Here is a 24,528-nt window from a genome sequence, read left to right on the forward strand (position 1 = left end):
GCGACCGTGACCGTAAGGCAAGATCGCGTCCAGCGCGGCCATGCTCGTAGCGGTTGGACGCGCGCGTTCCGGCAAGGCCAAGGTCCCTAGCCGGCGAAGATGCATCTCTGCGATCACGTTAACTATTTGGTAGCAATTCGATTGACTTTAGCAAGTCGTTAACCCACTTATCGCGCATCCGGGACGACGAGCAGGCGCCAAACATGTGCACTCTGGACAAGTCTATTGCTGGTTTTACGGTGACGGGCGAGCAGGGGGCGAAAGAGATGCGGCAGGGGTATCGTAGGGGAACCGGTCTTGTACAATCGGTTGCCTGGCCCGAGATGACGGAATCTGGACGAAAGAAATCCCGGAACGGCGCGATTCCGACCGCAAAATTCAATCCTGAGTTGATCATCAAGTCGTTCAACACCTGGGCGTTCAAGCGCGAGCAGCCCGGCAACGCCGAGCGGCTGGTGCCGGTGGTCGAGGCGGCGGCCCGGGCCGGGCGCCCGCTCGAATTCGTGCTGTACTGGGGCAAGGGCCCGCGCGCCGGGATCGCCGCGCCCGACCTCGCCTGCCTCGACTATCTCGGCCAGCTCGCTGAGCGGGTGCGCCAGGCCTACGCGCCAGGGGCGGTGTTCCGTCTGATCTTCACCGACACCCACGCCTCCCTCAACGGCCACCCGGCCGAGGCGGCGGATGCCTATTTCGGCGCCATCGATGCCGCAGCGCAAGCCCGCGGATTCGCCAGCACCCGGCTCAGCGACGTCGTCGCGTTCGCCCGAGAGATCGGTGCGGACATGCCCGGGGAGGAGCCTTCCGGCGAGATCCTGGCGAGCCTGATCGCCTGCGCGGCCAAGTGGTACCGCGGCGAGGGCTCCACCGAGCAGGGCGCACTCGACTACCACCGCATGAACATGGTCGAGAAGCGTGCCGTCGCGGCCGCCTTCCCGGAGGCGGTCTTCGTCACCTTCAACGGCAGCGAGTTCCGCGACCTTTTCCCGGCCACGATGCCGATCTTCTACATGTACTCCCTGCGCCGGGGCGTCGGGGTCAAGCCCTGGTTCATGGACGCCCAATCCGCCGCCAAGTCGGAATCCAGGCCGGTCGCCCAGCCCGCCGCCTGATCGGGATGGAGCCCCGCGGGGGCCGCCGCACGCCGTTTCGCCTTGCGTCGGAGATCGCCATGAAGAACGCCGCCTGCCCGCCGGCCGACGGGCCGAAGACCGTCCGTTCCGCCGCCGACAACGTCCCCCTCGGCATCGCGCTGATGATCGGCGCCACGCTGCTGCTGACCCTGTCGAATGCGTTCTCGAAGCACCTCGTCGCGCATTACCCGGTCGGCGAGGTGATGTTCCTGCGCTCCTCGATCGCCTTCGGGCTGGTCAGCGCCTTCATGCTGCCGGCGACGGGCCTCGCGGTGTTCCGTACGGCCAAGCCCGGGGCGCACGTCGCCCGCGGGCTGTCGCAGGCGATCTCGCAGACGCTCACGGTGCTGGCGCTCGGGCTGATGCCGCTCGCAGGGGTGACGGCGATCGGGTTCTCGGCCCCGCTCTTCGCCGCCGTCGTGGCGATCCTCTGGCACAAGGAGGCTTCCGACCCGGTGCGCTGGGGCGTGCTCCTGGTCGGCTTCCTCGGGGTGCTGGTGGTGACGCATCCCGGCGCCGATTCGCTCCAGGTCGGGGCGCTGTTCGCGCTCGGCAACGCCGTGATGTACGGCACCGTCACGGTGGCGGTGCGGGGCATGGCCAAAACCGAGAAGGCCGGCACGCTGCTGATCTGGCAGATGGCCGTCATGGCGGCGGCGCATGCGGCCCTGCTGGTCTTCGGCTTCCGCTGGCCGAGCCTGCCCGACGCCGCCCTGTTCGGGCTCCTGGGCGCCTCGAATGTCGGCGCGCAGTATCTCTGGACCCGGGCGCTGGCCTCGGCGCCCGCCACCGCGGTCTCGCCGTTCTACTACCTGATGCTGGTCTGGGGCATGGGCCTCGGCTTCCTGGTCTTCGGCGAGGTGCCGAATCTGCACCTCGTCGCCGGCGGGGCGATCGTGGTGGCGGCGGGCGGGCTGCTCCTCTGGCACGAGACCTGGACCAGGCGGGGCGGCCACGCGCGCCTGCGGCTCCCCGGCGGGGCGATCGGGCGGGGGCTGCGCAAATGGGCGTCGGTCAGACAGAAGCCGGTGACGCGGTAGGACCTCCGCCACGCCCGCGACCGGCGATGGAGATCCACAGGGTCATTCCGGGGCCGCGCAGCGGAGTCCGGAATGATGCTGTGAAACGTGGCCGTGTGAGAGCCTGTTTGACGTGCCTGGCAAATTTATCCCACCCTCAACCTCATCCTGAGGAGTCAGTCGATTGAAGATCGACTGACCTCGAAGGAGGCTTCCAGCAACCACTGTGATGTCTGGAGCCCTCCTTCGAGGCTCCTTTCAGTCGCACCTCAGGATGAGGTCGTGAACGGGATAGATCTGGCCCATGTGATACCGTTCTCGGCAGTCAAACAGGCTCTGAGACCAAGCGCTCGACGATCGGCAGGGCGAACGAGACCGCTCACGCCGCCAGGGTCTTGGCCTTGCGGTTCTCGGCGCACCAGCGGGCGATCAGCGCCCGCGCCTCCTCGGCCGGGACGGGCCGGCTGAACAGGTAGCCCTGCACCTCGTCGCAGCCGAGGAGCGCCAGCACCTGGTGCTGCTCGGCGGTCTCGATCCCCTCGGCGGTGGTGCGCATGCCGAGCACCCGGGCGATGTCGATGACGGCCCGGACGATCGCGGTGTTCGGGGCGCCGGTGCCGAGGCCCGTGACGAAGCTGCGGTCGACCTTGATGCGGTCGAACGGGAAGCTCCTCAGGTAGTTGAGCGACGAGTAGCCGGTGCCGAAATCGTCCATCGCGACGTGCAGGCCGAGCGCCTTGAGGTCGCGCAGGGTCGCGAGCGTCGCCTCGCCGCTGTCGAGCAGCATCTGCTCGGTGATCTCGAGCTCGAGGCGATGAGCCGGCAGGCCGGTCCGGGCCAGCACGCCGCGTACCATCCCGACGAGGTCGGGACCGGCGAACTGCACCGGGGACAGGTTCACGGCGATCTTCAGCCGCTCGGGCCAGGTCGCGGCCTGGCGGCAGGCCTCAGTGAGCGACCACTCGCCGATCGCGTGGATCAGGCCGCATTCCTCGGCGATCGAGATGAACAGCGAGGGCGGCACGTTGCCCCGGACCGGGTGGCGCCAGCGGGCGAGCGCCTCGAACCCGGCGATCTCGCCGGTCTTGAGGACGACCGAGGGCTGGTAGTGCAGTTCCAGCTCCTCCCGCTCGATCGCCCGGCGAAGGTCGGCCTCGAGCTGGCGCCGCTCCTCCAGGCCCGCGCTCATCTGCCGGTCGTAGAACTGGAACGTGCCGCGCTTGCCCGCCTTGACGGCGTAGAGCGCGAGGTCGGCGGCGATCAGGATGTCGTCGGCTGATCCGCCGTCCTCGGGCCCCACCGCGATGCCGATGCTGACGCTCGAGCGGATCTGGTGGCTCCCGATCTCGAAGGGTGGCGCGACCGCGTCGGCCATGCGTTGCGCAATCGCCTCCAGGGCGGCCCTGTCGCCGGCCCGGGGCACCAGCAGGGCGAACTCGTCGCCGCCGAGGCGCGCCAGCACCTGGCCGGGCTCGATGGCGGCCGCGAGCCGGTCGCCCACCGCCTGCAGCAGGCTGTCGCCGACCTTGTGGCCCAGCGTGTCGTTGACGAGCTTGAAGCGGTCGAGGTCGAGGAACATCACCGCATAGGAGGCGGCGTCGGGTGCCGTCCGCGCCGCCTCGGCCCGCGCCTCGAGGGAAGCGCGGAAGACGCGGCGGTTCGGCAGGTCGGTCAGCGGGTCGAGGGAGGCCAGGCGCGCGACCCGGGCCTCGGCCTCGGAGCGCTTGGCCTCGATGCGCAGGAGCTTCTCGACCGCGACCCCGACGAGGAGCGTCAGCAGGGCCGCCACCACGGCGTCGATCCGCAGGGTGGCGCGGGCGTCCCGGTAGATCTCGGATTCCAGCACGCTGACGCTGACCCAGAGGGGATGCTCGCGCACCTTGCGGATCGTCACCAGCCGGGATTCGGCCCCGTCCGGCCGCTCGACGGTGATGGTGCCGGAGCGGCCGGAGCGGATCTTGGCGTAGGTCTCCGTACGGGTGAGGTCGGCGCCGACCCCGAAGCCGCCGCCGACGCCGCCGCTCGAGCGCACCACCCCGTCGCTGCCGATGAGCGAGATCGAGGCCGGAGTGCCGAGGTCAATCTTGTCGTAGAACTTGGTCAGGTGGCTCGGGTTGAGCGAGGCCACCACGACGCCGCCGAAGCGGCCGTCCGGCCCGCGGAAGCGCCGGCTGAACTGCACCGAGACCCGCCCGCTCGCCCGGCCGATCACCGGACGGCTGATGTACAGGATGTCGTCCGGGCTCTCGACATGGACGCGGAAATGGTCGCGGTCGCTGAGGTCGGTCGGCGGGGGCGGCTGCGGCCCGGCATTGGTCGCCCGCATCACCCCGTCGGGTCCGATGATCGCCACCTGCACGATGATCTCGCTCAGGAGATCGGTCGTGTTGGCGATCGTGCCGTAATCCTCCCGGCCGGCGCGGTTCTCGATGCTGCGCCGCATATAGAGCAGCGACTTGTCGATCTCGCCGATCGAGCGCAGGACGTTCTCCTCGAACACCATCGCGAAGTTGTGCGTGGTGCGCTCGGAATCCTGCAGCGCGCTCCTGACGTCGCTCCCGTGCTTGACCGCCACGCCCAGCCACAGGAGCGCGACCACGAGCAGGCCGAGGATCACCGGTCCGCGGCGCTCGGCCAGGAATCGAGGAAATTGCTTCAGGTACAGGGCCATCCCGGCTCGTCCAGCGGCTTCGGTGGCGCAAGTATGCAGTGCGAAAGTTATCGGTGTCTGAATCCGATGCACCCATTCCGAGATTTTCGCGTGTCGTCACAGTGGCATAGCTTGCCGGGTCATAGCCTCGACTGGCGTGTTGCTTCACCACTAGATTTGTTTCTTGGTTGTATAGCATGGTTCAGCGCGCGCTCTGGTCGAACGCCGGCAACCGTCGGCACGTCGAGCCGTCCAGAGACCGAAGCCAACCACAGTCGAATCGGGACAATGCAACCGATGGTGGCGTGAGCCGCGACAGCCTCATCATCGCGCCGGGTCGAACCCGGCCTGCCTTGCGCGCCGGCGTCTATGAGTGTTGTCCTCAGCCCAGACGATCGTGCTCAATTCGATCAATCGATCTGCACCGAGGCCCATCCCATCCTGTGATCCGATCGCGTTCCCACCTGTCACCGTCTTTTCGATCGATACGGTCGGGACCGGCAGCGTATTCGATCGAACAGGGCGTGGACCGGTGATGCATTCGGGAGGTCGGACCCTCGTGGGTTCGGCCGAATTGGCTGCGGGCTCGGCGTCCTTGTGATCGCGATTTGCTCGCGCATTGTCGTCCGTCGCGCCAGATCGGTGGGGATTGTTCGCGCGGTCAGGCGTGGCGGCGGCGTAGCCGGCGCCAGCCGAGAACGACGCCGCTCGTCGCGATGACCAGGCCGAGGGCGCTCGCCGCGCCGACCACGGCCTGCCGTACCACCGGATGCCGCGCCAGCGGACCGGCATCGAGCGTGTGGAGCGCGTCGAACAGCCAGCGGCTCGCCCGCCCGCTGCGGTCGATCCGCCCCAGGATCGCGCCGGTGACGGGGTCGAGGTGGATCCAGGTCGCGGCCGGATCGTCGAAGCCGAGGCGCAGGACCGGCAGGGGAGGTGTCCCGCTCCGGTCGTACCAGTAATCGTCCGGCGCCTCGAGGCGGGTCGCCGACCGGAGCGCCGCCCCCGGCAGCATCGCCCGGCCGGCTGCGACGACTTCCTCCTCCGTCAGGGCGGTGCCGCAGCACGGGCCGGCGCCCTCGCGTCCAAGCGCGGTGACGAGCGGCCGGCCGCCGATCCAGGCGAGATCGAGTGCCAGGGTGCCGGCCGGCGCCCGCGCGAGGGCGTCGAGGCCGAGGGGAAAGACCGGTGCCGCCTGGCCCGCATAGGCCGCCCGCATGGCGGCGTCGGGCGCGCGCGGGCCGAACCAGCCGCGCGGGTTCATCGACAGCCAGCCGCTCAGCAGGAAGGTGACGAGGACGAGCCCGCCCGCCACCCCCGCGAGGTGGTGCCAGGCGGCCCAGCCGCGATAGGGGGTCAGCCGGCCGCGCATCAGCCGGAGGAAGCCCAGGAGCGTGCCGCTCGCCCCCGCCGCAAGGGCGAGGCCGGAGAGCCAGAGCACCGCGTCGCGCCACAGCCCCTCCCGGGCCCGCAGGGGCGTGAGGTAGATCCAGTGGGTCACGGCGCCGATCCAGTTCCACGCCCGCTCGGCCCGGGTGGTGTCGAGGACGAGCTCGCCGGTCGGCACCGACAGGTAGAGCTCGGTCCCGGCCGGGTCGCCGAGGGCCACGCGCCGGAACGGGCGCAGCGGGTCGTAGCGCGCGGTCACGGTCCATTGGTCGCGGGTCACCGGGCCGAGATCCCTGACCTGCCTGGCCGCCGGGTGGGTGGCGGCGAGGGCCACGGCGCCCTCCGGGGTCAGCGGCGGGACGGGATCACCGGTCACGGCCGAGAGCGCGCGGCGGCGCCCCTCGGGACCGGTGATCCAATAGACGGGCTCGGATCCCCGCATCGCCAGGGTGAAGCGGGCCGGAAAGCCCGCGAGGCCTGCCCGCTCCAGGACCTCCTGCGGCGTCAGCCGCACGGCCGCGAGGGCGAGCGGCGGCAGGGCCGCCCGCCGCTCGCCCTCGGTGAGGGCCGGGAAGCCGACGAACAGCATCACCAGCCCCGAGACGAGCCAGGCGACGACGAGGAGCCCGGTGACGATGCCGAGCCAGCGGTGGCCGAGATGCAGCCACCGTTTCAGGCGCTTGACCGCGGTCCGCATCAGAACGTGACGTGGTAGGCGAGCTCGACCGAGCGCGGGCGGCCGAGCAGCCAGGAATTGCTGTTGCCCGACACCGCGTAGAGCTGGTCGGTGAGGTTAGTGCCGCGCAGGGACAGGCGCGAGGTCGGGGTCACCTGCCAGTCCAGGGTGGCGTTGAGCAGCGTGTAGCCCGGCCGGCGCACCGCGTTGGCGAAGTCGCTGAAGACCGGCCCGACGTCGTTGACGCCGAGCCGTGCCACCCAGCCCGGCGCGAAGGCAAAGCTGAGCCAGACATTGGTGACCCGCTGGGGCACGTCGACCGGCACCCTGCCGGCGAACGACACCAGCGCGCCGTCGATCGTTTGCGAGAAATTGTCGTAGCGGGCCCGCAAGAGGGCGGTATTGGCCTCGATGCGCCAGGCCTCCGACAGCCGGTAGGCGAAGGCGACCTCGACGCCGCGCGACGACTGGCTGCCGACCGCGGCGACCTCCGTCGGCCGGTCGGGGATCGGGGTCAGCAGGTTGTCCTTGCGGATGTGGTAGGCGGCGAAGGTCCACTCGCCGCGACCATTGTCGAACAGGCCCTTTGCGCCGGCCTCGACCTGCTCGCCCGTGGCGAGCCCGAACTGGGATTGCGCCACGCTGGTGGTGACCAGGCTGCCGAGCGGGTCGGCGGCGGTGGCGACTTGCGCGTAGAGCGCGAAGTCGGGCACCGGCGTGTAGACGGCGCCGACCCGGTAGCTGACCGAGTCGAAGGTCTTCTCGAAGCGGGATGCCGCGAGCGGCCGGCTCACCGACACGGTGGGCGCGTCGTAGCGGACACCCGTCACGAGGGCGAGCTGGGGCGTCAGCTCGAGCCGGTTCTCGGCGAAGACCGAGGCCTGGCGGGTGCGCGAGACGATGTCGGTGCGGGTGCCCGCGAGGTTGATGAAGCGGCCCTGCGCGACGATGAACGGATCGACGAAGCTCTCGCCGCCGAAGGGCGCATTGCTGTCGCGCCGGAAGTCGATGTGATTGACGTCGAAGCCGACGAGCGAGGTGGTCTTGAGGCCGAACAGGCTGCCCCGGAAGGTCGCATCGAGGCGGTTGCCGATCTGCTCCTCGCGGTGAACGATCTCGATGTAGTCGTCGCGCCGGATCAGGCCGGTCGCGGGCTGGTAGGTGTATTGCTCCACGTCGCGCCAGTGCCGCTCGGTGGACAGGCGGTAGGCGGTGTTGCGCACCGTGATGTCCGGGCTCGGGTTCCACTCGGTGCGCAGTTGAGTCCAGTTGTCGAACCAGGCGATCTGCGAGTCCTGGACATTGTAGTTGGTGAAGCGCAGCCGGTCGGGCACCCGGGTGCCGACGAGCGGCGAGCCCCAGTAGCGCGTCGGCTCGTTGTGGCCGAGGTCGTGCGAGAGCGTGACGCTCAGGTCGGGCGTCGCCCGCCAGGTCAATGCGGCCGAGAGGGCGAGATTGCGAAAATCCCCGTCCGGCCGCACCCAGCCGCCGGCCCGGTTGCCGCTGAGGTTGAACCGGTAGGCCATGGCCTCGCTGACCGGCCCGCCGCTGTCGAGGGCGAGGCGCGCGACGCCGTCCTGGCCGATCGCCGCCCGTGCCTCGCCGACAGGGGAGAAGACCGGCTTCTTCGGCACCACGTTGATGATGCCGCCGATGGCGCCCTCGCCGTAGAGCACCGAGGCCGGGCCGCGCAGCACCTCGATCCGCTCCGCCGACCAGGTGTCGAACGGGAAGGTGACGGTGCCGGCCCCGACATAGAGCCGCGTGCCGTCATAGAGCTGCTGCACCGAGCTCGGGCCGGCGAATCCCCGGGCCGTGAAGGCGAGGTTGCCGTTGCCGGGCGCCGCGACGCTGGTGATGCCGACGGCGTTCTGGGTCACCGCCTCCTCGATCGTGGTCTGGCCCCGCGCCCGGATGGTCTCGCCCGCGATGATGTCGAGGCTCGCCGGGGTTTCGAGCGGGGTCAGGCCGAGGCGGCTGCCGGAGCGCGAGGTCGTCGCAAGGTTGAGGCCCAGGGCGGCCTCGCGGTTGCGGCCGCCCGCGACCTCGATGACGTCGAGGGCGATGTCGTCCGCGGCGCCGGGCGCGGCGGCGAAGAGCGGAGCGGCGAGGCTGGCGGCGAAGGTGGTCGAGCGGCGGGCGCGGCGCGCGGGCATGAGAGAGTCCGAAGCAGGCAGTCGCCCCATCCCTACCCGCTCTCGCCAGATATGTAACGTTATAAAGTTACATATCTGCATTCCAGGCCGACGCGGCGGGCGAGCCGGGCGCGGGACGCGCGCCGGACCGGCGGGTCGGGGGAGGGCGGCGGCAGGCATGGCGGGACGGCACGAGGCTGTGGCACGTCACCGCGAACGACGGCGCGACGACGGCCTGCGCCGACGCCTCGACACCCATCAGGACACCCCGCCCGACGTGCTCGCGTGTGACCACGGCTGACGGCAGGTCTCCTGGCTCACGGGTCAGCGCCCGCCATCGTCTTCCCAGGGAGGGTTCAGGTCCCCAGTGACTCAGGTGATGGAAGGCTCGCCGCTCACAGTTGCGGGGGCAGCCGCGGCCTCGGGCAAGCCCTCACCGCGTTCCCTTTTGATCCCCGAAGGGAACCGTCGGACGGAAGCTTAGCGGTTCGATCACGAAGGAGCAATGGTGGCAGCGGACGAGATCGTCCCCATCGGCTGACCGCCCCCAACCCTCCGCCACAGAGGGGCTTGCAGATTCACCCATCGCTTCTGAAGCCCAGCCCATTGTGAGGACGCGCACTTTTCCCTCCCCAGGCGATCTCGGGCGTGCCCGAGATCGCCTGGGGAGGAGAGGCGCGCTACTTTCAAAGGCGAGACCTGTCAGACCGACATGTGTGAAACCGATGCGCAGAGGGGGTGAGGGTCACGTGTGGGAGCCGGTCGCCATTCTTGCCTGAGCCTCGTGAAAGCAACGGCCGCGACCAGAAGCCGGGGATCCGCGCCGCGTCCGGTCAGACGTGCCGGCGCATGCTCGAATCAGGGATGGCACCGACTGGTCCACCCACCTCCAAGCGACAACAGGATTCTCGACCACGCCGCCCGATCCGCATCGACGCCGCCCCGGGCGCCTGACATACAGGGCCCCGATGCGGCCGGGATACGCCGCGAACACGCCCCGACAAGAAACTCTGGAGGTCTCCCCGATGTCGTTCCGCTCAACGGCCGCCAGCGCCGCCGGCCTCGCCCTGTCGCTCGCCGCCGCCCTCGCCTGCGGAACGTCCGCCCTCGCGCAGGATGCCAAGGCGCCGATCAAGATCGGCGTGCTCAGCGACATGAGCGGGCCCTTCGCCGACCAGGCCGGCACCGGCTCGGTGACCGCGGCGCAGCTCGCCGTCGAGGACTTCGCCAAGGAGGCCGGCGAGCTCAAGGTGGAGGTCGTCTCCGCCGACCACCAGAACAAGCCCGATATCGGGCTGGCCACCGCCCGGCGCTGGCTCGACCAGGACGGCGTCTCGACCATCGTCGACCTGCCGAACTCGGCGGTGGCGCTGGCGGTCTCCAACCTGATGCGCGAGCGCCACCGGGTGGCGCTCGCCTCGAGCGCGCTCACCTCCGACCTCACCGGCAAGGCCTGCGCGCCGACGACGGTGCAGTGGGTCTCCGACACCTGGGCTCAAGGGTCGGCCACCGCCCGGGCGATCGCCGGGCGCGGGCTCGCATCGTGGTACTTCGTCACCGTCGACTACGCGCTCGGCCACGCGCTGGAGCGCGACGCCACGGTCGCGCTGAAGGCGGCCGGCGGCACCGTCAAGGGCTCGAGCAAGCACCCGCTCAATGCCGGCGACTTCGCCTCGCCGCTGCTCTCGGCGCAAGGCTCGGGGGCGCAGGTGCTGGCGCTCGCCGACACGGGCGCCGACATGATCAACGCCGTCAAGCAGGCGGCGGAGTTCGGGGTGATGCCGGAGATGCGGCTCGCCGCCCTGTTCGTGCAGCTCTCCGACACCCACGCGCTCGGCCTCAAGGCGGCGCAGGGGCTGCAGCTCGCCAGCGCCTTCTACTGGGACCGCACCGACGGCACCCGCGCCTTCGCCAAGCGCTTCGGCGAGCGCATGAACGGCCGGATGCCGACCGAGAACCACGCCGGCGTCTACTCCTCCACCCTGGCCTACCTGCGGGCGGTGCGCGACACCGGCACGATCGAGGGCGAGAAGGTCGTGGCGGCGATGCGCGAGAAGCCGATCAACGATCCCCTGTTCGGCACCGTGACGGTGCGCCAGGACGGCCGCGCGGTGCACGACCTGTTCCTGTTCGAGGTGAAGGCCCCGGCCGAGAGCAAGGGCCCGTACGACTACTACAAGCTGCTCGCCACCGTGCCGGGCGACCAGGCCTTCCGGCCGATGGGCGAGGGCGGCTGCCCGCTGGTGAAGTAGGGCCGGGCTCGACATCCGGGGCGTCGGCTCCAGATCGGACCTCGTCCCTGCGCGAGGTCCCGATCATGTCCGACGCCGTCCTGACCCTCAACGACGGAAAGCGCATCCCGCAGCTCGGCTTCGGCGTGTGGCGGCTCGCCGACGAGGAGGCCCCGGCGGTCGTCGGGGCGGCGTTGGAGGCCGGCTACCGCCTCATCGACACCGCGGCGATGTACGGCAACGAGGCCGGCGTCGGCCGGGCCATCGCCGCCTCGGGCCTGCCGCGCGAGGAGGTCTTCGTCACCACCAAGGTCTGGAACGACCGCCACGGCTACGACGAGACCCTGCGGGCCTGCGAGGAATCGCTCGCCCGCCTCGGCCTCGACCATGTCGACCTCTACCTCGTCCACTGGCCGGTGCCGCAGCGCGGGGCGACTGTCGACACCTGGCGCGCCCTGATGCGCCTGCGCGAGGACGGCCGCGCCCGCTCGATCGGCGTCTGCAACTTCACGGTCGAGCACCTGAAGCGCGTCATCGACGCCACCGGCTCGACGCCCTCGATCAACCAGGTCGAATTGCATCCGCGCTTCCAGCAGACCGCGCTCCGCGCCTTCCACCGGGAGGCCGGCATCGTCACCGAGGCCTGGGCGCCGCTCGGCCGCGGCGGGGTGCTGGACGATCCCGTCATCCAGGCGATCGCCGGGAAGCACGGCCGCACCCCGGCCCAGGTGGTCCTGCGCTGGCACCTCGACGCCGGCACCGTGGCGATCCCGAAATCGGCGACGCCCGCCCGCATCCGCGAGAACCGCGAGGTGTCGGGCTTCAGCCTCGACGCCGACGACCTCGCCCGGATCGCCGGCCTCGACGATCCGGCCGGGCGGATGGGGCCGGACCCTGAGACGTTCGGGGCGTAAGGGTCGCTTGATCGGCGGCACCGGGCCGGCCTAGGTTCCGGCACTCCCCGAACCTCCACGAGGCAATCCGTTGAGCGGCCGCACGCCCCCCGAGACCCGCGCCGCCTACCGGCGTTTCGTGCCGATCACCACCCGCTGGGCCGACAACGACGTCTACGGCCACGTCAACAACGTGGTCTACTACGCCTTCTTCGACACGGCGGTGAACAGCGTGCTGATCGCCGACGGCGCCCTCGAGATTGCGAGAAGCCCGGTGATCGGCCTCGTGGTCGAGACGGGATGCCGCTATTTCCGCTCGATGGCCTTCCCGGACCGGGTCACGGCCGGGATCCGGGTGGCGCATCGCGGCACGTCGAGCGTGCGCTACGAGGTCGGGCTGTTTCGCAACGACGACGAGGAGGCCGCCGCGCAGGGCCACTTCGTCCACGTCTATGTCGACCGGGTCACGCAGCGCCCGGTGCCGCTGCCGGAAACCCTGCGGCGGGTGCTGGAGCCCCTGGCCGTCGGCTCGCCGGCGTGAGCGGAGAGACCGACCTGCGGCGTCTCCTGTCCGGGATGCGGCCGGAGCTGCGGCCCGGGACCTACGTCTTCGTCCTCGTGGCGGACGGGAGGGTGCCGGCGGGCCTCGCCCCCGTGCTAACCTTTCGCGAGGCGGAGGGGCTGACCCTGATCCTTACCGAGGACGAGGCCGCGCGGGCCGGCCTGCCGGGCGCCTTCCCGTGCCGCTGGATCACCCTCGCGGTCCATTCCTCCCTGGCGGCCGTCGGTTTCCTCGCCGCGGTCACGCAGCGCCTCGCCGAGGCCGGCATCGCCGTCAACGCCGTCTCGGCCGTCCACCACGATCACCTGTTCGTGCCGGTCGCGCGGGCGGAGGAGGCGATGCGCCTGCTGCGGGATCTCGCCGGCGGCACGGCCTGCTGATCCCGGGCGCGGGCCTCTGGCCCGCACGAAGGCAAGGTTCGCCCCTTACGGCTTGTCGCACCCTGCGCCACTGCTCAAGCTGGCGGCATCCCAACCGGAGGACCAGCCCCGTGCCGCCGCGCATTCCGCTCAAGACCGGGGGGCCGGGCCCGGTCGGCCTCGTCGCCCTCGCCCTTGCGATCCTGGCCGCCGGCCTCCTCCTCGAGGGGCGTCCGGTCGACGCATCGGTCTCGCCGCGGGACGCGGCCGAGACCGTCGCCCGCCCGCTGCCGAGCCCGGAGACGATGCTCCGGGACATGATCGGCCGCGACTGACGCGATCCCGTGACCGATCTCCTCTCGGGGGGCGCCGGCCCCCTCGGCTGGGCGGCGATCCTCGCCACCTTCCTGCTCGCCGGCTTCGTCAAGGGCGTGATCGGCCTCGGCCTGCCGACCGTGGCGGTCGGGCTCCTCGCCACCGTGATGAGCCCGGCCGAAGCCGCGGCCCTGCTGATCGTGCCCTCCTTCGTCACCAATGTCTGGCAGCTCCTCGCCGGTCCGCGGTTCGGCGGCCTGCTGCGGCGGCTGTGGCCGATGATGGCGGCGGTCGCCCTCGGCACCCTGGCGAGCGCCGGGCTGATCGCCGGGACCAGGGGGCCCGGCCCGGCGGGCGCGCTCGGCGCCGCGCTCGTCGCCTACGCCCTCGTCGGGCTCGCAGGCCTGACGGTACGGGTGCCGGCGCGCGCCGAGCCGTGGCTGTCGCCGGTGGTCGGCCTCCTCACCGGCCTCGTCACCGGGGCGACCGGGGTCTTCGTGATCCCGGCGGTGCCCTACCTCCAGGCCCTCGGCCTCGACCGGGACGGGCTGATCCAGGCGCTCGGGCTGTCCTTCACGGTCTCGACCGTGGCGCTCGCCGCCGGCCTCGCCCGGGAGGGCGCGCTGCCGCTGGCGGCCGGGGCCGCCTCCCTCGCCACCCTGGCGCCGGCGCTCATCGGCATGGCCGCCGGGCAGTGGCTGCGGGGCCGGGTCTCCGCCCCGACCTTCCGGCGCGCCTTCCTGGTCGGCCTGCTGCTGCTGGGCGGCCACCTGGCGCTGCGGCCGTGGCTGTGAGCGCGCGCTACTCGTCCTCGTCGTCGAAGGGGCGCAGGATCTGCATCCGGCGGCCCATCGGGTCCTCGATGGTGGTGCGGCGCATCACCAGGAAGCCGCCGTCCCGGGCCCGGCGGATCCGGTCGGCGCGGGCATCGACCCAGAGGTCGATGTCGCGGTCGCCGTGCAGGTCCGGCGGCGGCAGGGGCCGGGCGAACCGTACCGGCCGCGGCTCCGCGGGCCGGAAGGCGGCCCGGGGCGGCGCCGCGACGACCGATCTCCGGACCGGCCGCGACGCCACCCGCTCCCGGCGGAAGGCGGCGGCCCGTCTCACGGGCGCGGACCGTTCCGCGCTTCGCTGCCGCGGCGCGGTCCGGGCGGGCGTGGCAGCGATGCGCGCCGGCTTCGCGGCGGGGACGGGCGGCGCCGGCGTCTTCACCTCCGCCGCCGGGGCCTCGGCGGGCTTGGCCGGCGGGTCGCTCCACGGACGCCCGCCCGGGGCGGCCTGGTCCTGCGCCCGCGCCGCCGGCGCGCACAGGAGGCCGATGACGAGGGCGAGGCCGACTGACCGGTGCATCCCGACACGCATGATCGCACCTCCGGATCGGCAGGCAGGGCCTGCCCGGCGTCGCGGCCGCGGAACGGTGCCGGGCCGCAGCCGAGCGGGGCCGTCGCAACCTGACCGTGTTGACGGAAGGTAGCGGGGCGGATCGGCGGCGTCCACGGGCCGGAGCGGGATTCAGGAGCCGGGACGCTGCGCGGCTGTCTCACGCCGGTCCATCCCGGGACCGATGCGGCCCGGCCCGGCACTCTGCGTCACCTTGACATACCTTCGCAGGGGAACCGGATCCGTCCTCCCTCGTTCCCGGGCCGGCACGACGCCCCGATCCGCGTTTGCTTCGTTCCCTCATCTTGGGCCCGCCGCTTGCCACCGTGGTGCCATGACGTCTCCGGGACCAGCAGCGATGACTCAATTCGACACGAAGGCCTCCGCAGTGGGACAGGCCGCAAGCATCCTCGCATCGTACGAGACCAGGTTGCGTCAGGTCGCCGTGATGCTCGCCCTGGCGGTCGGCGTCCCGCTGGTCCTGGCGTGGTTCGGCCTGCTCGGCTGGGGCGTGCTCTGGCTGGCCAAGAGCGCCCTGGCGCTCTGACTTCGGAAACGGGCGCCCTGGCGCTCTGACTTCGGAAACGGGCGCCCTGGCGTTGTGAGCGCGCTGTGAACCGGCAAGCATGCACGGGAGCGGCCTGAACGTCGGCGAAAGCGTCAGGCGCTCCGGCCGGAACGGGACGCATGGGGAACAAACCGGGCCGGCGCGGCCCGCGGGTTGCAGGGGCGGCGGGGCGGTGCCAGGAAACGGGCGTCCGTCGAATTCCCGGAGTGCCCGCATGCTGTCCATCGACCTCAATTCGGACCTCGGCGAGGGTTTTGGCGATTACCGCTGCGGCGACGACGCGGCGATGCTCGAGGTGGTGACCTCCGCCAACGTCGCCTGCGGCCTGCATGCGGGCGACCCCGAGATCATGGCCCGCGCCTTCGCGATCGCGCGGGAGCGCGGCGTCGCGGTGGGGGCCCATCCGGGTTATCCTGACCTCTGGGGCTTCGGCCGCCGGGTGCTGCCCTTCACCCCCGGCGAGATCGAGCGCCTGGTCGCCTACCAGGTCGGGGCGGCGGCGGGGCTCGCGGCCTATGCGGGCCACCGCCTCACCTACGTCAAGGCGCACGGGGCGCTCGCCAACCTGGCGGCGGTGGAGCGGGACGTGGCGGATGCCATCGCCAGGGCCGTCAAGGCGGTCGACCCGTCGCTGGCGCTGCTCGCCATCGCGCTCACCGCGCAAGGAGCGGCCGGCGAGGCGCAGGGCCTCGACGTGCACCAGGAGATCTTCGCCGATCGCGGTTACACCGAGGCCGGGCTCCTGATCCCCCGGGGCCAGCCCGGCGCGATGATCACCGACGAGGCCGAGGCCGCCGACCGGGTGCTCGCCATGGTGCAGGAGGGGGCGATCATCGCGGCGAGCGGCCGGCGCCTGCCGACGCCGATCCGCTCGGTCTGCGTCCACGGCGATTCCGCCCATGCGGTCGCGACGGCGCGGGCCGTCCGCGCCCGGCTCGAGAGCGCCGGCGTGCGCCTCGCGCCGTTCCGGGCCTGACCCGATGGAGACGCCCCGCCTTCTGGACGCCGGCGAGGCCGCCCTGGTGGCGGAGTTCGGCACCACCGTCGATCCGGCCATCCACGACCGGGTGCTCGCCCTCGACGACGCGCTCCGGGCCGAGCCGCCGGCGGGCCTGCGCGAGACGGTCCCGACCTACCGCTCGCTGATGATCCACTACGATCCCCTGGTGCTCGACCGGGACGCGCTGGCGGAGCGGATCCTGTCCCTCGCCGCCCGGCCGGGCGCGGCGCGGGCCGGCGCCGCGATCTGGACGCTGCCCTGCTGCTACGACCCGGCTTTCGCCGAGGACATCGCCGCGGTGGCGGAGGCGACGGGGCTGACAGTCGAGCGGGTCGCCGCCCTGCATGCCGGGGCCGAGTACCGGGTCTACATGTACGGCTTCGCCCCGGGCTTCGCCTATCTGGGCGGGCTGCCTTCGGCACTGGCGGTGTCGCGCCGCGCCACGCCGCGCCCGCCGCACCCGGAGAACGCCCTCCTGATCGGCGGCGGCCTCGCGGCGGTCGGCACCTTCCCGATGCCGACCGGCTGGTACGTCGTCGGGCGCACGCCGGAGCGGCTCTACGCGCCGCACCGGCCAGACCCCTTTCCGGTCGCCGTCGGCGACACCCTGCGCTTCGACCCCATCGACGCCGCCACCTTCGCGGCCCTCGAGCGCCGCGCCGCGTCCGGCGAGGTCGTCGCCCATCGCCAGGAGGCCGCATGACCCCGCGTCTCAGCATCCTGTCGGCCGGCCCCGGCGTGACCCTGCAGGATGGCGGCCGCCACGGCTACCTGCGCTACGGCATCACCGCCGCCGGGCCGATGGACCCGCTCGCCCATGCCACCGCCAACCGGGCGCTCGGCAATCCCCTCGGCGCCACCGCGCTCGAGGTGTCGCTGGGCGGCGTCGAGGTGACGGCCGAGGGCGGGCCCCTCGGGGTCGCCGTCGCGGGCGGCGCGTTCCGGATCGGCCTCGACGGCGCATCCCTGCCGCCGGCCTGCGCGCTGACGCTCCAGCCGGGCAGCAGCCTCACCCTGCGGGCGGGCCGCGCCGGGGCCTGGGCCTATCTCGCGGTAGCCGGCCGTCTCGACCTCGCGCCGACCCTCGGCTCGACCGCGACCCATACCCGCTCGGGCTTCGGCGGCCTCGACGGCCGGGCGCTGCGGGCCGGCGACCGGCTGGCGGTGGCGGAGAGCCGCCCCGGCCCGGCCGATCCCCACGCCCTCCTGGCGCCCTGGCTCGTCCGGCCGCCGGAGGAGATCCGGGTGCTGCTGGGCCCGCAGGACGATTTCTTCGCCGAGGATCAGATCGCCGCCTTCCTGGCCGGGCCCTGGACGGTGACCACCAAGGGCGACCGCATGGCCTGCTTCCTCGACGGCACGCCGCTCACCCACGCCAAGGGCTACAACATCGTCTCGGACGGCATCGCCATGGGGGCGATCCAGGTGCCCGGCGAGGGCTGGCCGATCGTCCTGATGGCCGACCGGCAATCCACCGGCGGCTACCCGAAGATCGCCACCGTGATCGGCCCCGATCTCGGACGGCTCGCCCAGGCGCAGGGCGGCACGCGCATCCGCTTCCGCGCCGTCGACCGCACCGCCGCGTTGGCAGCGCGCCGCGCCGAGGCCGAGGTCCTGGCCAGGCCGGTGGCGATGGAGCCGCTGATCCGCACCGATTTCAGCGCCGAGTTCCTGCTCGGGCGCAACCTGATCGGCGGCGTCGTCGACGGGGCTCAGGCCTCGCCGTAGATCGGGAAAAGCCGGCACAGGGCCAGGACCTCGCCCCGCACCGCCGCCAGCCCGGCCCGCTCGTGGGGCGCGGCGACCACCCGGGCGATCCAGCGGCCCACCTGCCGGAATTCCTCGGTGCCGAAGCCCCGGGCGGTGCCGGCATTCGAGGACAGGCGCAGGCCCGAGGGGGCCTCGGGCGGGCGGGTGTCGAACGGGATCTGGTTCTTGTTGACCGCGAGCCCCGCCGCCTCGAGGGCCTTGGCCGCCACGTCGCCGGTGAGGCCGAGCGGCGTGAGATCGACCAGCATCAGCCCGCAATCCGTGCCGCCGGCGACGAGGCGCATCCCGCCCTCGGCCACGCTCCCGGCCAGCGCCCGGGCGTTGTCGAGGACCGCCTGGTTGTAGGCCCTGAACTCGGGCCGCAAAGCCTCGCCGAAGCAGGCCGCCTTGGCGGCCACTTCATGCATCATCACCGAGCCCTGCACCCCCGGGAAGAGGCCGTGATTGATCCGGTCCGACAGGGCGGGGTCGTCCCACAGGATCAGGCCGCCGCGGGCGCCGCGCAGCGACTTGTAGGTGGTCGAGGTCACCACGTGGGCATGCGGGAAGGGATGCGGGTAGAGTCCGGTGGCGACGAGGCCGGCGACATGCGCCATGTCGACCATCAGGAAGGCCCCGACCTCGTCCGCGATGGCGCGCAACCCCGCGAAGTCGAGGGCGCGGGCATAGGCCGAGCCGCCGGCGACGATCATCCGGGGGCGGTGCTCGCGGGCGAGACGGGCCACCGCCTCGAGGTCCACCCGCTCGCTGTCGCGGTCGACGCCGTAGCGCACGATCCGGTAGTCGCGCCCCGTCAGGGTCGCCGGGTGGCCGTGGCTGATATGGCCGCCGGCCTCGGTCCCCATCGACAGGATCGTGTCGCCGAGCGCGAGCAGGCCCAGGAAGACGCCCGCATTGGCGTTCGAGCCGGAATGGGCCTGCACGTTGGCGAAGCGGCAGCCGAACAGCCGCGTCGCCCGCGCGATCGCCAGGGCCTCGATCGCGTCGGCATGCTCGGCGCCGCCGTAGTAGCGCGCGTAGGGAAGGCCCTCGACGGTCTTGTTGGTGAGGACCGAGCCCTGCGCCTCCAGCACCAGGCGCGAGACGATGTTCTCCGAGGCGATCAGCTCGATCCCGTCCCGCTGCCGGACGAGCTCGCCCCGGATCGAGGCGGCGAGCTCCGGGTCGGCGTCGAGGCCCTGGTCGAAGTAGCCGTCGTGGAGGAGGCGCATGATCGGGTCCTGTGGCGGTCGCAGGGCCCGAGTGTCGGTCATGACGCGGGCGCCGGCAAACGGCGAGGCTCGGGGGCGCCCCGCGCGATCCTCGGCTCTCCCCCAGAAAGCCGGGGATCCCGCGAGGGCGCCGTCCCGCGGGCTCAGACCCGGAAGTCGAACACCGCCGCCTGGCTGGTCGTCGCCGCGACGCCGCTGCCGGTCGCGCCGTAGCCGCTCGCCTGGGTTAGCGACTGCGCGTCCTGCAGCTGCTTGAGGAAGCTCGAGAGCAGGTCGCTCGCGCTCGCGGCGGTAGCGGAGGAGGTGTCCGCCGTCGCGGCTGTGCCCTCCGCCGCGTCGGCGGGCGGAGGACCGCCCGCACCCTCCGGGTCACCCGGGCCACTGGGCTTGTGCGAGGACAGCAGGCTCTTGAGCGTCGTGGCCTGGCCGCTCGTCAGGGTGCCCTTGTCGACCTCGGCGCCGATCAGGTCGTCCATCCGGCTCCTGGCCTGCGACGGATCGAGGCGGTTGCCGCCGCCGGAGCCGGAGGCGCCCTGCATCGCCTGGTCGATGTCCTGGACGGCGCTCGCGAGGGCGCCGGCATCGGTGTCGCTGAGGGCGCCGGATTGCTGCTGCGCCGAGATCCGGTCGAGGAGGCGCTGCTTGTGCGCCCCCGACTTGGGCGCGTTGACGGGAGGCGAACCGAGCGGCTGCGTGGCGGTGCCGGAGGCGGAGAGGGTCGTCATCGGGGGATCTCGGGTAGGGGGATCGCGCATGGCGGGGACGGTCGACCGTCCCCGACGCGCGCCAGCCTGCCGCCCCCGAAGCTTAAGAGTTCTTGCGCCGCCGGAGGCCGAGCGTTTCCGGCCGTTGCGCCGCAGCATGGCGCAATGGCGGGTTACATCTTGGCCGGATGTTTCGGGCCGCGGCTCGTCAGGCGGCCCGGGTCGCCGGCTGGCGCGGCACCGCGCCGGCGGCCCGCGGCAGTTCGAGGCGGACGCAGAGGCCCTGCGGCACCCGGTTCTCGAGGGTGAACACGCCGCCATGCGATTGCGCGATGGCGCTCGCGATCGACAGGCCGAGGCCGAAGCCGCCGGCCTCGTTGAGGGTGCGGGCGCGGTCGCCGCGCACGAAGGGCTGGAGCATCAGGGCGCGCTCCTCCTCCGGGATGCCCGGCCCCTCGTCCAGGATCTCGACCGCGACGCGCTGCGCGCCCGTCTCGACGAGGCGCACGGTAGCGCCGCCGGCATATTTCACGGCGTTGTCGATCAGGTTGGTCAACGCCCGCTGCAGCTCGCCGGACGAGCCGCGGACCAGGGCCGGCCGCAGGTCCTCGTCCCGTACTTCCTCGGCCCGCACCGCCTCGCCGATATCGGCGAAGCCGTCGCAGACGGTCTGCACCACCGAGGCGAGGTCGACGAGGCCGAGGCCCTCGCGGGACTGGCCGTCGCGCACGAAGGACAGGGCCGCCTCGACCAGCGCGTTCATCTGGTCGAGGTCGCGCAGGAACTGCCGGCGCAGGGCCTCGTCGTCCAGGAACTCCGCCCGCAGGCGCAGGCGGGTGATCGGGGTGCGCAGGTCGTGGCTGATCGCCGCCAGCATGTGGGTGCGGTCGTCGATCAGCCGCAGCACCCGGTCGCGCATCCGGCCGAGGGCCCGGGACACCGCCAGCACCTCCTCGGGGCCGCGCTCGGGCAGGGGCCGCGGCTCGGTGGCGGTGCCGAAGGCTTCCGCCGCCTCGGCCAGCCGCGCGAGCGGCGCCGTCAGCGCCCGCGTCGCCCAGATCGACAGCAGGGTGAGCGAGAGGGCGAGGAAGACCAGTGTGATGAGCACCGCGCTGGTGAGCGGCGGGTGGGGCAGGGGCAGGGGCGGCAGGTCGGCGGCGAGCTGCAGGCCGTCGGGGCCGGCGATGCGCAGATGCAGCGCGCCCGCCGGCATGTGCTCCGCCGCGACCCCGTAGCCCGCGCCCAGGGCGGCCCGCAGGCCGGTGATCTCCGGCACGTCGGCGCTCGACGGGGACGGCGCGTTCGGCGTGTCGGAGGGCAGCAGGGTGAGGTGGAGGGCCGAGGCGCTGTGGCGGGCCGCCGCCACCACGTCGGCCCGGTCGTCCGCGGGGGCCGCCGCCACCATGTGGACGACGGTGACGAGGCGGTTGGCGAGCGCGCTCGGCCGCTCGTCGGAGCGGCGCAGCTCCGGCCGCAGCAGCACGAAGGCCACGGTCACCACGAGGTTGGTCACCACGATCGCCGCCACCACCAGCAGCGCGAGCTGCCCGGCGATGCGCTTGGGCAGGGGCCCCCGCCCGGTCACGTCGACACCACCTCGGGGGTGAACAGGTAGCCGCCCGAGCGGATGGTCTTGATCATCTCGGGGTTGCGGGGGTCGCGCTCGATCTTCTGGCGGATGCGGCTCACCAGCACGTCGATGCTGCGCTCGAACGGACCGGGCGCGCGTCCCTGGGTCAGGTCGAGGAGCTGGTCGCGGGAGAGCACCCGGCCCGGCCGCAGGCACATGGCGTGCAGGAGGTCGAACTCCGCCCCGGTGAGCGCCACCTGCGCGCCCTCCGGGTTGAGGAGCTGGCGCAGGCCCGCATCGAGCACGAAGCCCGCGAAGGCGTGGCGGCGCACCCCTTCGTCGTCCCGGCCCTGGGCCGCCGCGCCGCGGCGCAGGATCGCCCGGATGCGGGCGAGCAGCTCGCGCGGGTTGAAGGGCTTGGCCAGGTAGTCGTCGGCCCCGATCTCGAGCCCGACGATCCGGTCGATCTCCTCGCTCTTGGCCGTGAGCATCAGGATCGGCATGCCGGAGGCGGCGCGCAGGCGCCGGCAGATCGACAGCCCGTCCTCCCCCGGCAGCATCAGGTCGAGCACGATCAGGTCGACGCGGGAATCGGCCAGCAGCCGATCCATCTCGCGGCCGTCCCCGGCGATGGAGACGCGGCAATCGTTGCCGCGGAGATAGCGGGCGACCAGCGTGCTGATCTCGCGATCGTCCTCGACGATCAGGATGTGCGGTGTCGTGCTCACGGTCCCGCCTTATGCCCGAGACAGGGTTTTGCTTGAAGCCATCAATATGCATCCGTGTGTTGCTGGACCCGGCACGCGACATCGTCGCGCAACCGGCGGACACCTGCGGCATCGCCGTCCGTGCCGCGCGGGCCAGCCGGCCTTCGTGATGGTGCCGCATTTCCGCGCGAAGGGGAGCCCGGACCGGGGCCCATTCGGCCGCGAAATGCACTAAACCTGTGCGCCGGGACCAGCCCCGGAGGATCCTCATGCAGCAGAACCGCCTGTTCGACGACTTCGCCCGCCTGATGACCGACGCGGCCGGCGCGGCCCAGGGCGTGCGCCGCGAGGCCGAGACCATGGTCAAGGCGCAGATCGAGCGCATGCTGCGGGACATGGACGTCGCCACTCGCGAGGAGGTGGAGGTGCTGCGCGACCTCGTCGCGTCCTTGCGCGCCCAGAACGACGCGCTCGCGGCCCGCGTCGCGGCGCTCGAGGCCAAACCGTCCGAAGCCAAGCCGTCCGAAGCCAAGCCGTCCGAGAAGCCGGCCTCCGCCAAGGCCAGGGGCGCGGCCTCCGGCGGCACCGCGACGGCCTGACCGCCCGGCCGGCTGCCGTGCGCCCTTGTGCACAGGAAGCTTCGGTGGATAGCCGGCGGCGTGCCGCCGGCGCCTCGGCTTTCCGCTTTGAGTCCGCGGACTCGCCCGGGCTATAGTGGGTGACGCACTGATTCGCAGCCGCTCTGGGGGAAGACAAGTCGGAAACTGAGCTTATCGCCTGCACGTCCTGACCGTGCTCGGGTCGCGATCTGCCTTGAAGACGACACGCCGCGGCGTCCGCTGACGCAGCTTTTCCCGCTCGGACGAGCCAAACTTGGATCGCCATGACCCAGCTCAACATCGACGACCTGACCCGCGCCGAGCACCCGCTCGATGTCGTCGAGCGCCTCGCCTCCCTGCGCGACTGGATCTTCGATCGGGCCGAGACCGACGAGATGTCGGTGGCGGTGGCCGGCCAGTGGGCCGAGTACCACGTCGCCTTCACGTGGATCGAGGACGTGGAGGCGCTGCACGTCGCCTCCGCCTTCGACCTGAAGGTGCCGGAGCGACGGCGCAACGAGGTGCTGCGGCTCGTCTCCCTGGTCAACGAGCAGCTCTGGGTCGGCCATTTCGACCTCTGGAACAGCGAGCACGTGGTGATGTTCCGCCACGCTCTCCTGCTCACCGGCGGCGCCGAGCCGACGCACGGCCAGTGCGAGACGATGCTCAAGACCGCGGTCGAGGCCTGCGAGCGCTACTTCCAGGCGTTCCAGTTCGTGATCTGGGCCGGCAAGACCGCCCGCGAGGCCCTCGACGCCGTGCTGTTCGAGACCGAGGGCGAGGCGTGAGCGGGCCGGCGCCCGGCAAGGCTTCCCTCCCGGCCTCGCTGGTCCTGGTCGGCGCCGGCAAGATGGGCGGCGCCCTGCTGGAGGGCTGGCTCGCCGACGGGCTGCCGGGCGCGCGTGTCGCCGTGATCGACCCCAGCCCGGCGCCCGCCATGGCGGAGCTCTGCGCCGCCCACGGCGTCGCCCTCAATCCGGCCTCGCCCGCCGAGCCCGAGGCCCTGGTTCTGGCGATCAAGCCGCAGGGCCTGGAGGCCGCCGCCGCGGCGCTCGCCCCGCTCGTCGGACCCGAAACCCTCGTGGTCTCGGTGCTCGCCGGCAAGACCATCGCGGACCTGAAGACCCGCCTGCCCCGCGCGCGCGCCGTGGTGCGGGCGATGCCGAATCTGCCGGCGAGCATCCGCCGCGGGGCCACCGGTGCCGCCGCCTCGCCGGAGACCCGCGAGGAGCAGCGCCGCACCGCCCACGCGCTGCTCGCAGGCGTCGGCCTCGTCGAATGGCTCGAGGGCGAGGAATTGATCGACGCCGTGACGGCGGTCTCGGGCTCCGGGCCCGCCTACGTCTTCCTCCTCGCCGAGGCCCTGGCGGCGGCGGGCGTCGCCGCCGGGCTGCCGGCCGAGGTCGCCGGGCGCCTCGCCCGGCAGACCGTGGCGGGGGCGGGCGAACTCCTCGGCCAGAGCCCCGAGGAGGCGGCGACCCTGCGCCGGAACGTGACCTCGCCCGGGGGCACCACGGCGGCGGCCCTCGGCGTGCTGATGGCGGCGGACGGCCTGGAGCCCCTGATGCGTGACGCCGTGGCGGCGGCCAAGCGGCGGGCCGAGGAGCTGGCGGGCTGACGCGCCCGGGGCGGGCGCGTCGCCGCGGCCCCTGCCCGGAGA

Annotated in this window: 22 protein-coding genes and 1 riboswitch; of the genes, 14 read left to right on the forward strand and 8 right to left on the reverse strand. The window is 72.3% G+C overall.

Features of this window, described 5'->3' with window-relative positions:
• Positions 1-389: 389 nt before the first annotated feature.
• Together EU555_RS01845 and EU555_RS01850 are read left to right on the forward strand one after the other, a co-directional pair.
• Positions 390-1,109 (forward strand): hypothetical protein, encoded by a 720-nt coding sequence (locus EU555_RS01845; protein WP_135412727.1) that lies wholly within the window; start codon positions 390-392, stop codon positions 1,107-1,109.
• A gap of 59 nt (positions 1,110-1,168) precedes the next feature.
• On the forward strand, positions 1,169-2,170 hold the full coding sequence (locus tag EU555_RS01850; RefSeq protein ID WP_205820741.1) for a DMT family transporter: 1,002 nt from the start codon (positions 1,169-1,171) through the stop codon (positions 2,168-2,170).
• 358 nt (positions 2,171-2,528) lie between these two features.
• Here EU555_RS01850 and EU555_RS01855 read toward each other — a convergent pair whose 3' ends face one another.
• The 3 genes from EU555_RS01855 to EU555_RS01865 all read right to left on the reverse strand — a co-directional run bounded on the left by EU555_RS01855 (position 2,529) and on the right by EU555_RS01865 (position 9,020).
• Positions 2,529-4,820 (reverse strand): putative bifunctional diguanylate cyclase/phosphodiesterase, encoded by a 2,292-nt coding sequence (locus EU555_RS01855; RefSeq protein WP_135412729.1) that lies wholly within the window; start codon positions 4,818-4,820, stop codon positions 2,529-2,531.
• A gap of 640 nt (positions 4,821-5,460) precedes the next feature.
• Entirely contained in the window at positions 5,461-6,885 is a 1,425-nt protein-coding gene (locus EU555_RS01860) for a PepSY domain-containing protein (protein ID WP_135412730.1), read from the reverse strand.
• On the reverse strand, positions 6,885-9,020 hold the full coding sequence (locus tag EU555_RS01865) for a TonB-dependent receptor (RefSeq protein ID WP_135412731.1): 2,136 nt from the start codon (positions 9,018-9,020) through the stop codon (positions 6,885-6,887). Before EU555_RS01865 ends, EU555_RS01860 begins: the two co-directional genes overlap by 1 nt.
• 264 nt (positions 9,021-9,284) lie before the next feature.
• Positions 9,285-9,484: riboswitch (cobalamin riboswitch) on the reverse strand.
• 540 nt (positions 9,485-10,024) lie between these two features.
• Between EU555_RS01865 and EU555_RS01870 the strand changes: the two genes are divergently transcribed.
• From EU555_RS01870 to EU555_RS01895, 6 genes are all read left to right on the forward strand, one after another.
• The gene (locus EU555_RS01870) at positions 10,025-11,251 is read left to right on the forward strand and encodes an ABC transporter substrate-binding protein (protein ID WP_135412732.1); all 1,227 of its coding nucleotides are present in this window, start codon (positions 10,025-10,027) and stop codon (positions 11,249-11,251) included.
• Between the two features lie 65 nt (positions 11,252-11,316).
• On the forward strand, positions 11,317-12,144 hold the full coding sequence (locus EU555_RS01875; RefSeq protein WP_135412733.1) for an aldo/keto reductase: 828 nt from the start codon (positions 11,317-11,319) through the stop codon (positions 12,142-12,144).
• Positions 12,145-12,214: 70 nt separating this feature from the next.
• Positions 12,215-12,664, forward strand: coding sequence for an acyl-CoA thioesterase (locus tag EU555_RS01880; protein ID WP_135412734.1), 450 nt, complete (start codon positions 12,215-12,217; stop codon positions 12,662-12,664).
• The gene (locus EU555_RS01885) at positions 12,661-13,065 is read left to right on the forward strand and encodes an ACT domain-containing protein (protein ID WP_135412735.1); all 405 of its coding nucleotides are present in this window, start codon (positions 12,661-12,663) and stop codon (positions 13,063-13,065) included. Before EU555_RS01880 ends, EU555_RS01885 begins: the two co-directional genes overlap by 4 nt.
• Before the next feature lie 110 nt (positions 13,066-13,175).
• Positions 13,176-13,379 carry a hypothetical protein gene (locus tag EU555_RS01890; protein WP_135412736.1) on the forward strand — a complete coding sequence of 68 codons (204 nt, stop codon included), beginning with the start codon at positions 13,176-13,178 and terminating at the stop codon, positions 13,377-13,379.
• Positions 13,380-13,388: 9 nt separating this feature from the next.
• Complete coding sequence (locus tag EU555_RS01895; protein ID WP_245524082.1) at positions 13,389-14,153, forward strand: sulfite exporter TauE/SafE family protein; 765 nt, start codon at positions 13,389-13,391, stop codon at positions 14,151-14,153.
• Positions 14,154-14,160: 7 nt separating this feature from the next.
• On the opposite strand, the gene EU555_RS01900 is transcribed toward EU555_RS01895, so the two are convergent.
• The gene (locus EU555_RS01900; protein ID WP_135412737.1) at positions 14,161-14,721 is read right to left on the reverse strand and encodes a hypothetical protein; all 561 of its coding nucleotides are present in this window, start codon (positions 14,719-14,721) and stop codon (positions 14,161-14,163) included.
• An 800-nt stretch (positions 14,722-15,521) separates the two neighbouring features.
• Here EU555_RS01900 and EU555_RS01910 point away from each other — a divergent pair.
• Genes EU555_RS01910 through EU555_RS01920 form a run of 3 tightly spaced genes read left to right on the forward strand, consistent with a single transcriptional unit; the run spans position 15,522 to position 18,035 of the window.
• On the forward strand, positions 15,522-16,283 hold the full coding sequence (locus tag EU555_RS01910; protein ID WP_135412739.1) for a 5-oxoprolinase subunit PxpA: 762 nt from the start codon (positions 15,522-15,524) through the stop codon (positions 16,281-16,283).
• 4 nt (positions 16,284-16,287) lie between these two features.
• Positions 16,288-17,010, forward strand: coding sequence for a 5-oxoprolinase subunit B family protein (locus EU555_RS01915; RefSeq protein WP_135412740.1), 723 nt, complete (start codon positions 16,288-16,290; stop codon positions 17,008-17,010).
• A complete protein-coding gene (locus tag EU555_RS01920; RefSeq protein WP_135412741.1) occupies positions 17,007-18,035 on the forward strand; it encodes a 5-oxoprolinase subunit C family protein in 1,029 nt (342 codons plus the stop codon). The genes EU555_RS01915 and EU555_RS01920 overlap by 4 nt, the downstream gene beginning before the upstream one ends.
• On the opposite strand, the gene EU555_RS01925 is transcribed toward EU555_RS01920, so the two are convergent.
• The 4 genes from EU555_RS01925 to EU555_RS01940 form a co-directional block, all read right to left on the reverse strand.
• Positions 18,020-19,288: a serine hydroxymethyltransferase gene (locus EU555_RS01925; RefSeq protein ID WP_135412742.1), complete on the reverse strand. Its 1,269-nt coding sequence runs from the start codon at positions 19,286-19,288 to the stop codon at positions 18,020-18,022. The genes EU555_RS01920 and EU555_RS01925 overlap by 16 nt on opposite strands.
• A 143-nt stretch (positions 19,289-19,431) precedes the next feature.
• Entirely contained in the window at positions 19,432-20,013 is a 582-nt protein-coding gene (locus EU555_RS01930; protein ID WP_135412743.1) for a hypothetical protein, read from the reverse strand.
• 187 nt (positions 20,014-20,200) lie between these two features.
• The gene (locus EU555_RS01935) at positions 20,201-21,577 is read right to left on the reverse strand and encodes an ATP-binding protein (protein ID WP_135412744.1); all 1,377 of its coding nucleotides are present in this window, start codon (positions 21,575-21,577) and stop codon (positions 20,201-20,203) included.
• Positions 21,574-22,290, reverse strand: coding sequence for a response regulator (locus EU555_RS01940; RefSeq protein ID WP_135412745.1), 717 nt, complete (start codon positions 22,288-22,290; stop codon positions 21,574-21,576). The genes EU555_RS01935 and EU555_RS01940 overlap by 4 nt, the downstream gene beginning before the upstream one ends.
• 248 nt (positions 22,291-22,538) lie before the next feature.
• Between EU555_RS01940 and EU555_RS01945 the strand changes: the two genes are divergently transcribed.
• The 3 genes from EU555_RS01945 (at position 22,539) to proC (ending at position 24,486) form a co-directional block, all read left to right on the forward strand.
• Positions 22,539-22,868 carry an accessory factor UbiK family protein gene (locus tag EU555_RS01945; protein ID WP_135412746.1) on the forward strand — a complete coding sequence of 110 codons (330 nt, stop codon included), beginning with the start codon at positions 22,539-22,541 and terminating at the stop codon, positions 22,866-22,868.
• 284 nt (positions 22,869-23,152) lie between these two features.
• Positions 23,153-23,656, forward strand: a complete 504-nt coding sequence (locus tag EU555_RS01950) for a type III secretion system chaperone family protein (protein ID WP_048445402.1) — start codon at positions 23,153-23,155, stop codon at positions 23,654-23,656.
• The gene (gene proC, locus EU555_RS01955) at positions 23,653-24,486 is read left to right on the forward strand and encodes a pyrroline-5-carboxylate reductase (protein WP_135412747.1); all 834 of its coding nucleotides are present in this window, start codon (positions 23,653-23,655) and stop codon (positions 24,484-24,486) included. Before EU555_RS01950 ends, proC begins: the two co-directional genes overlap by 4 nt.
• The last annotated feature ends 42 nt before the right edge of the window (positions 24,487-24,528 follow it).

The organism is Methylobacterium nonmethylotrophicum (assembly GCF_004745635.1).
GTDB classification, from domain to species: domain Bacteria; phylum Pseudomonadota; class Alphaproteobacteria; order Rhizobiales; family Beijerinckiaceae; genus Methylobacterium; species Methylobacterium nonmethylotrophicum.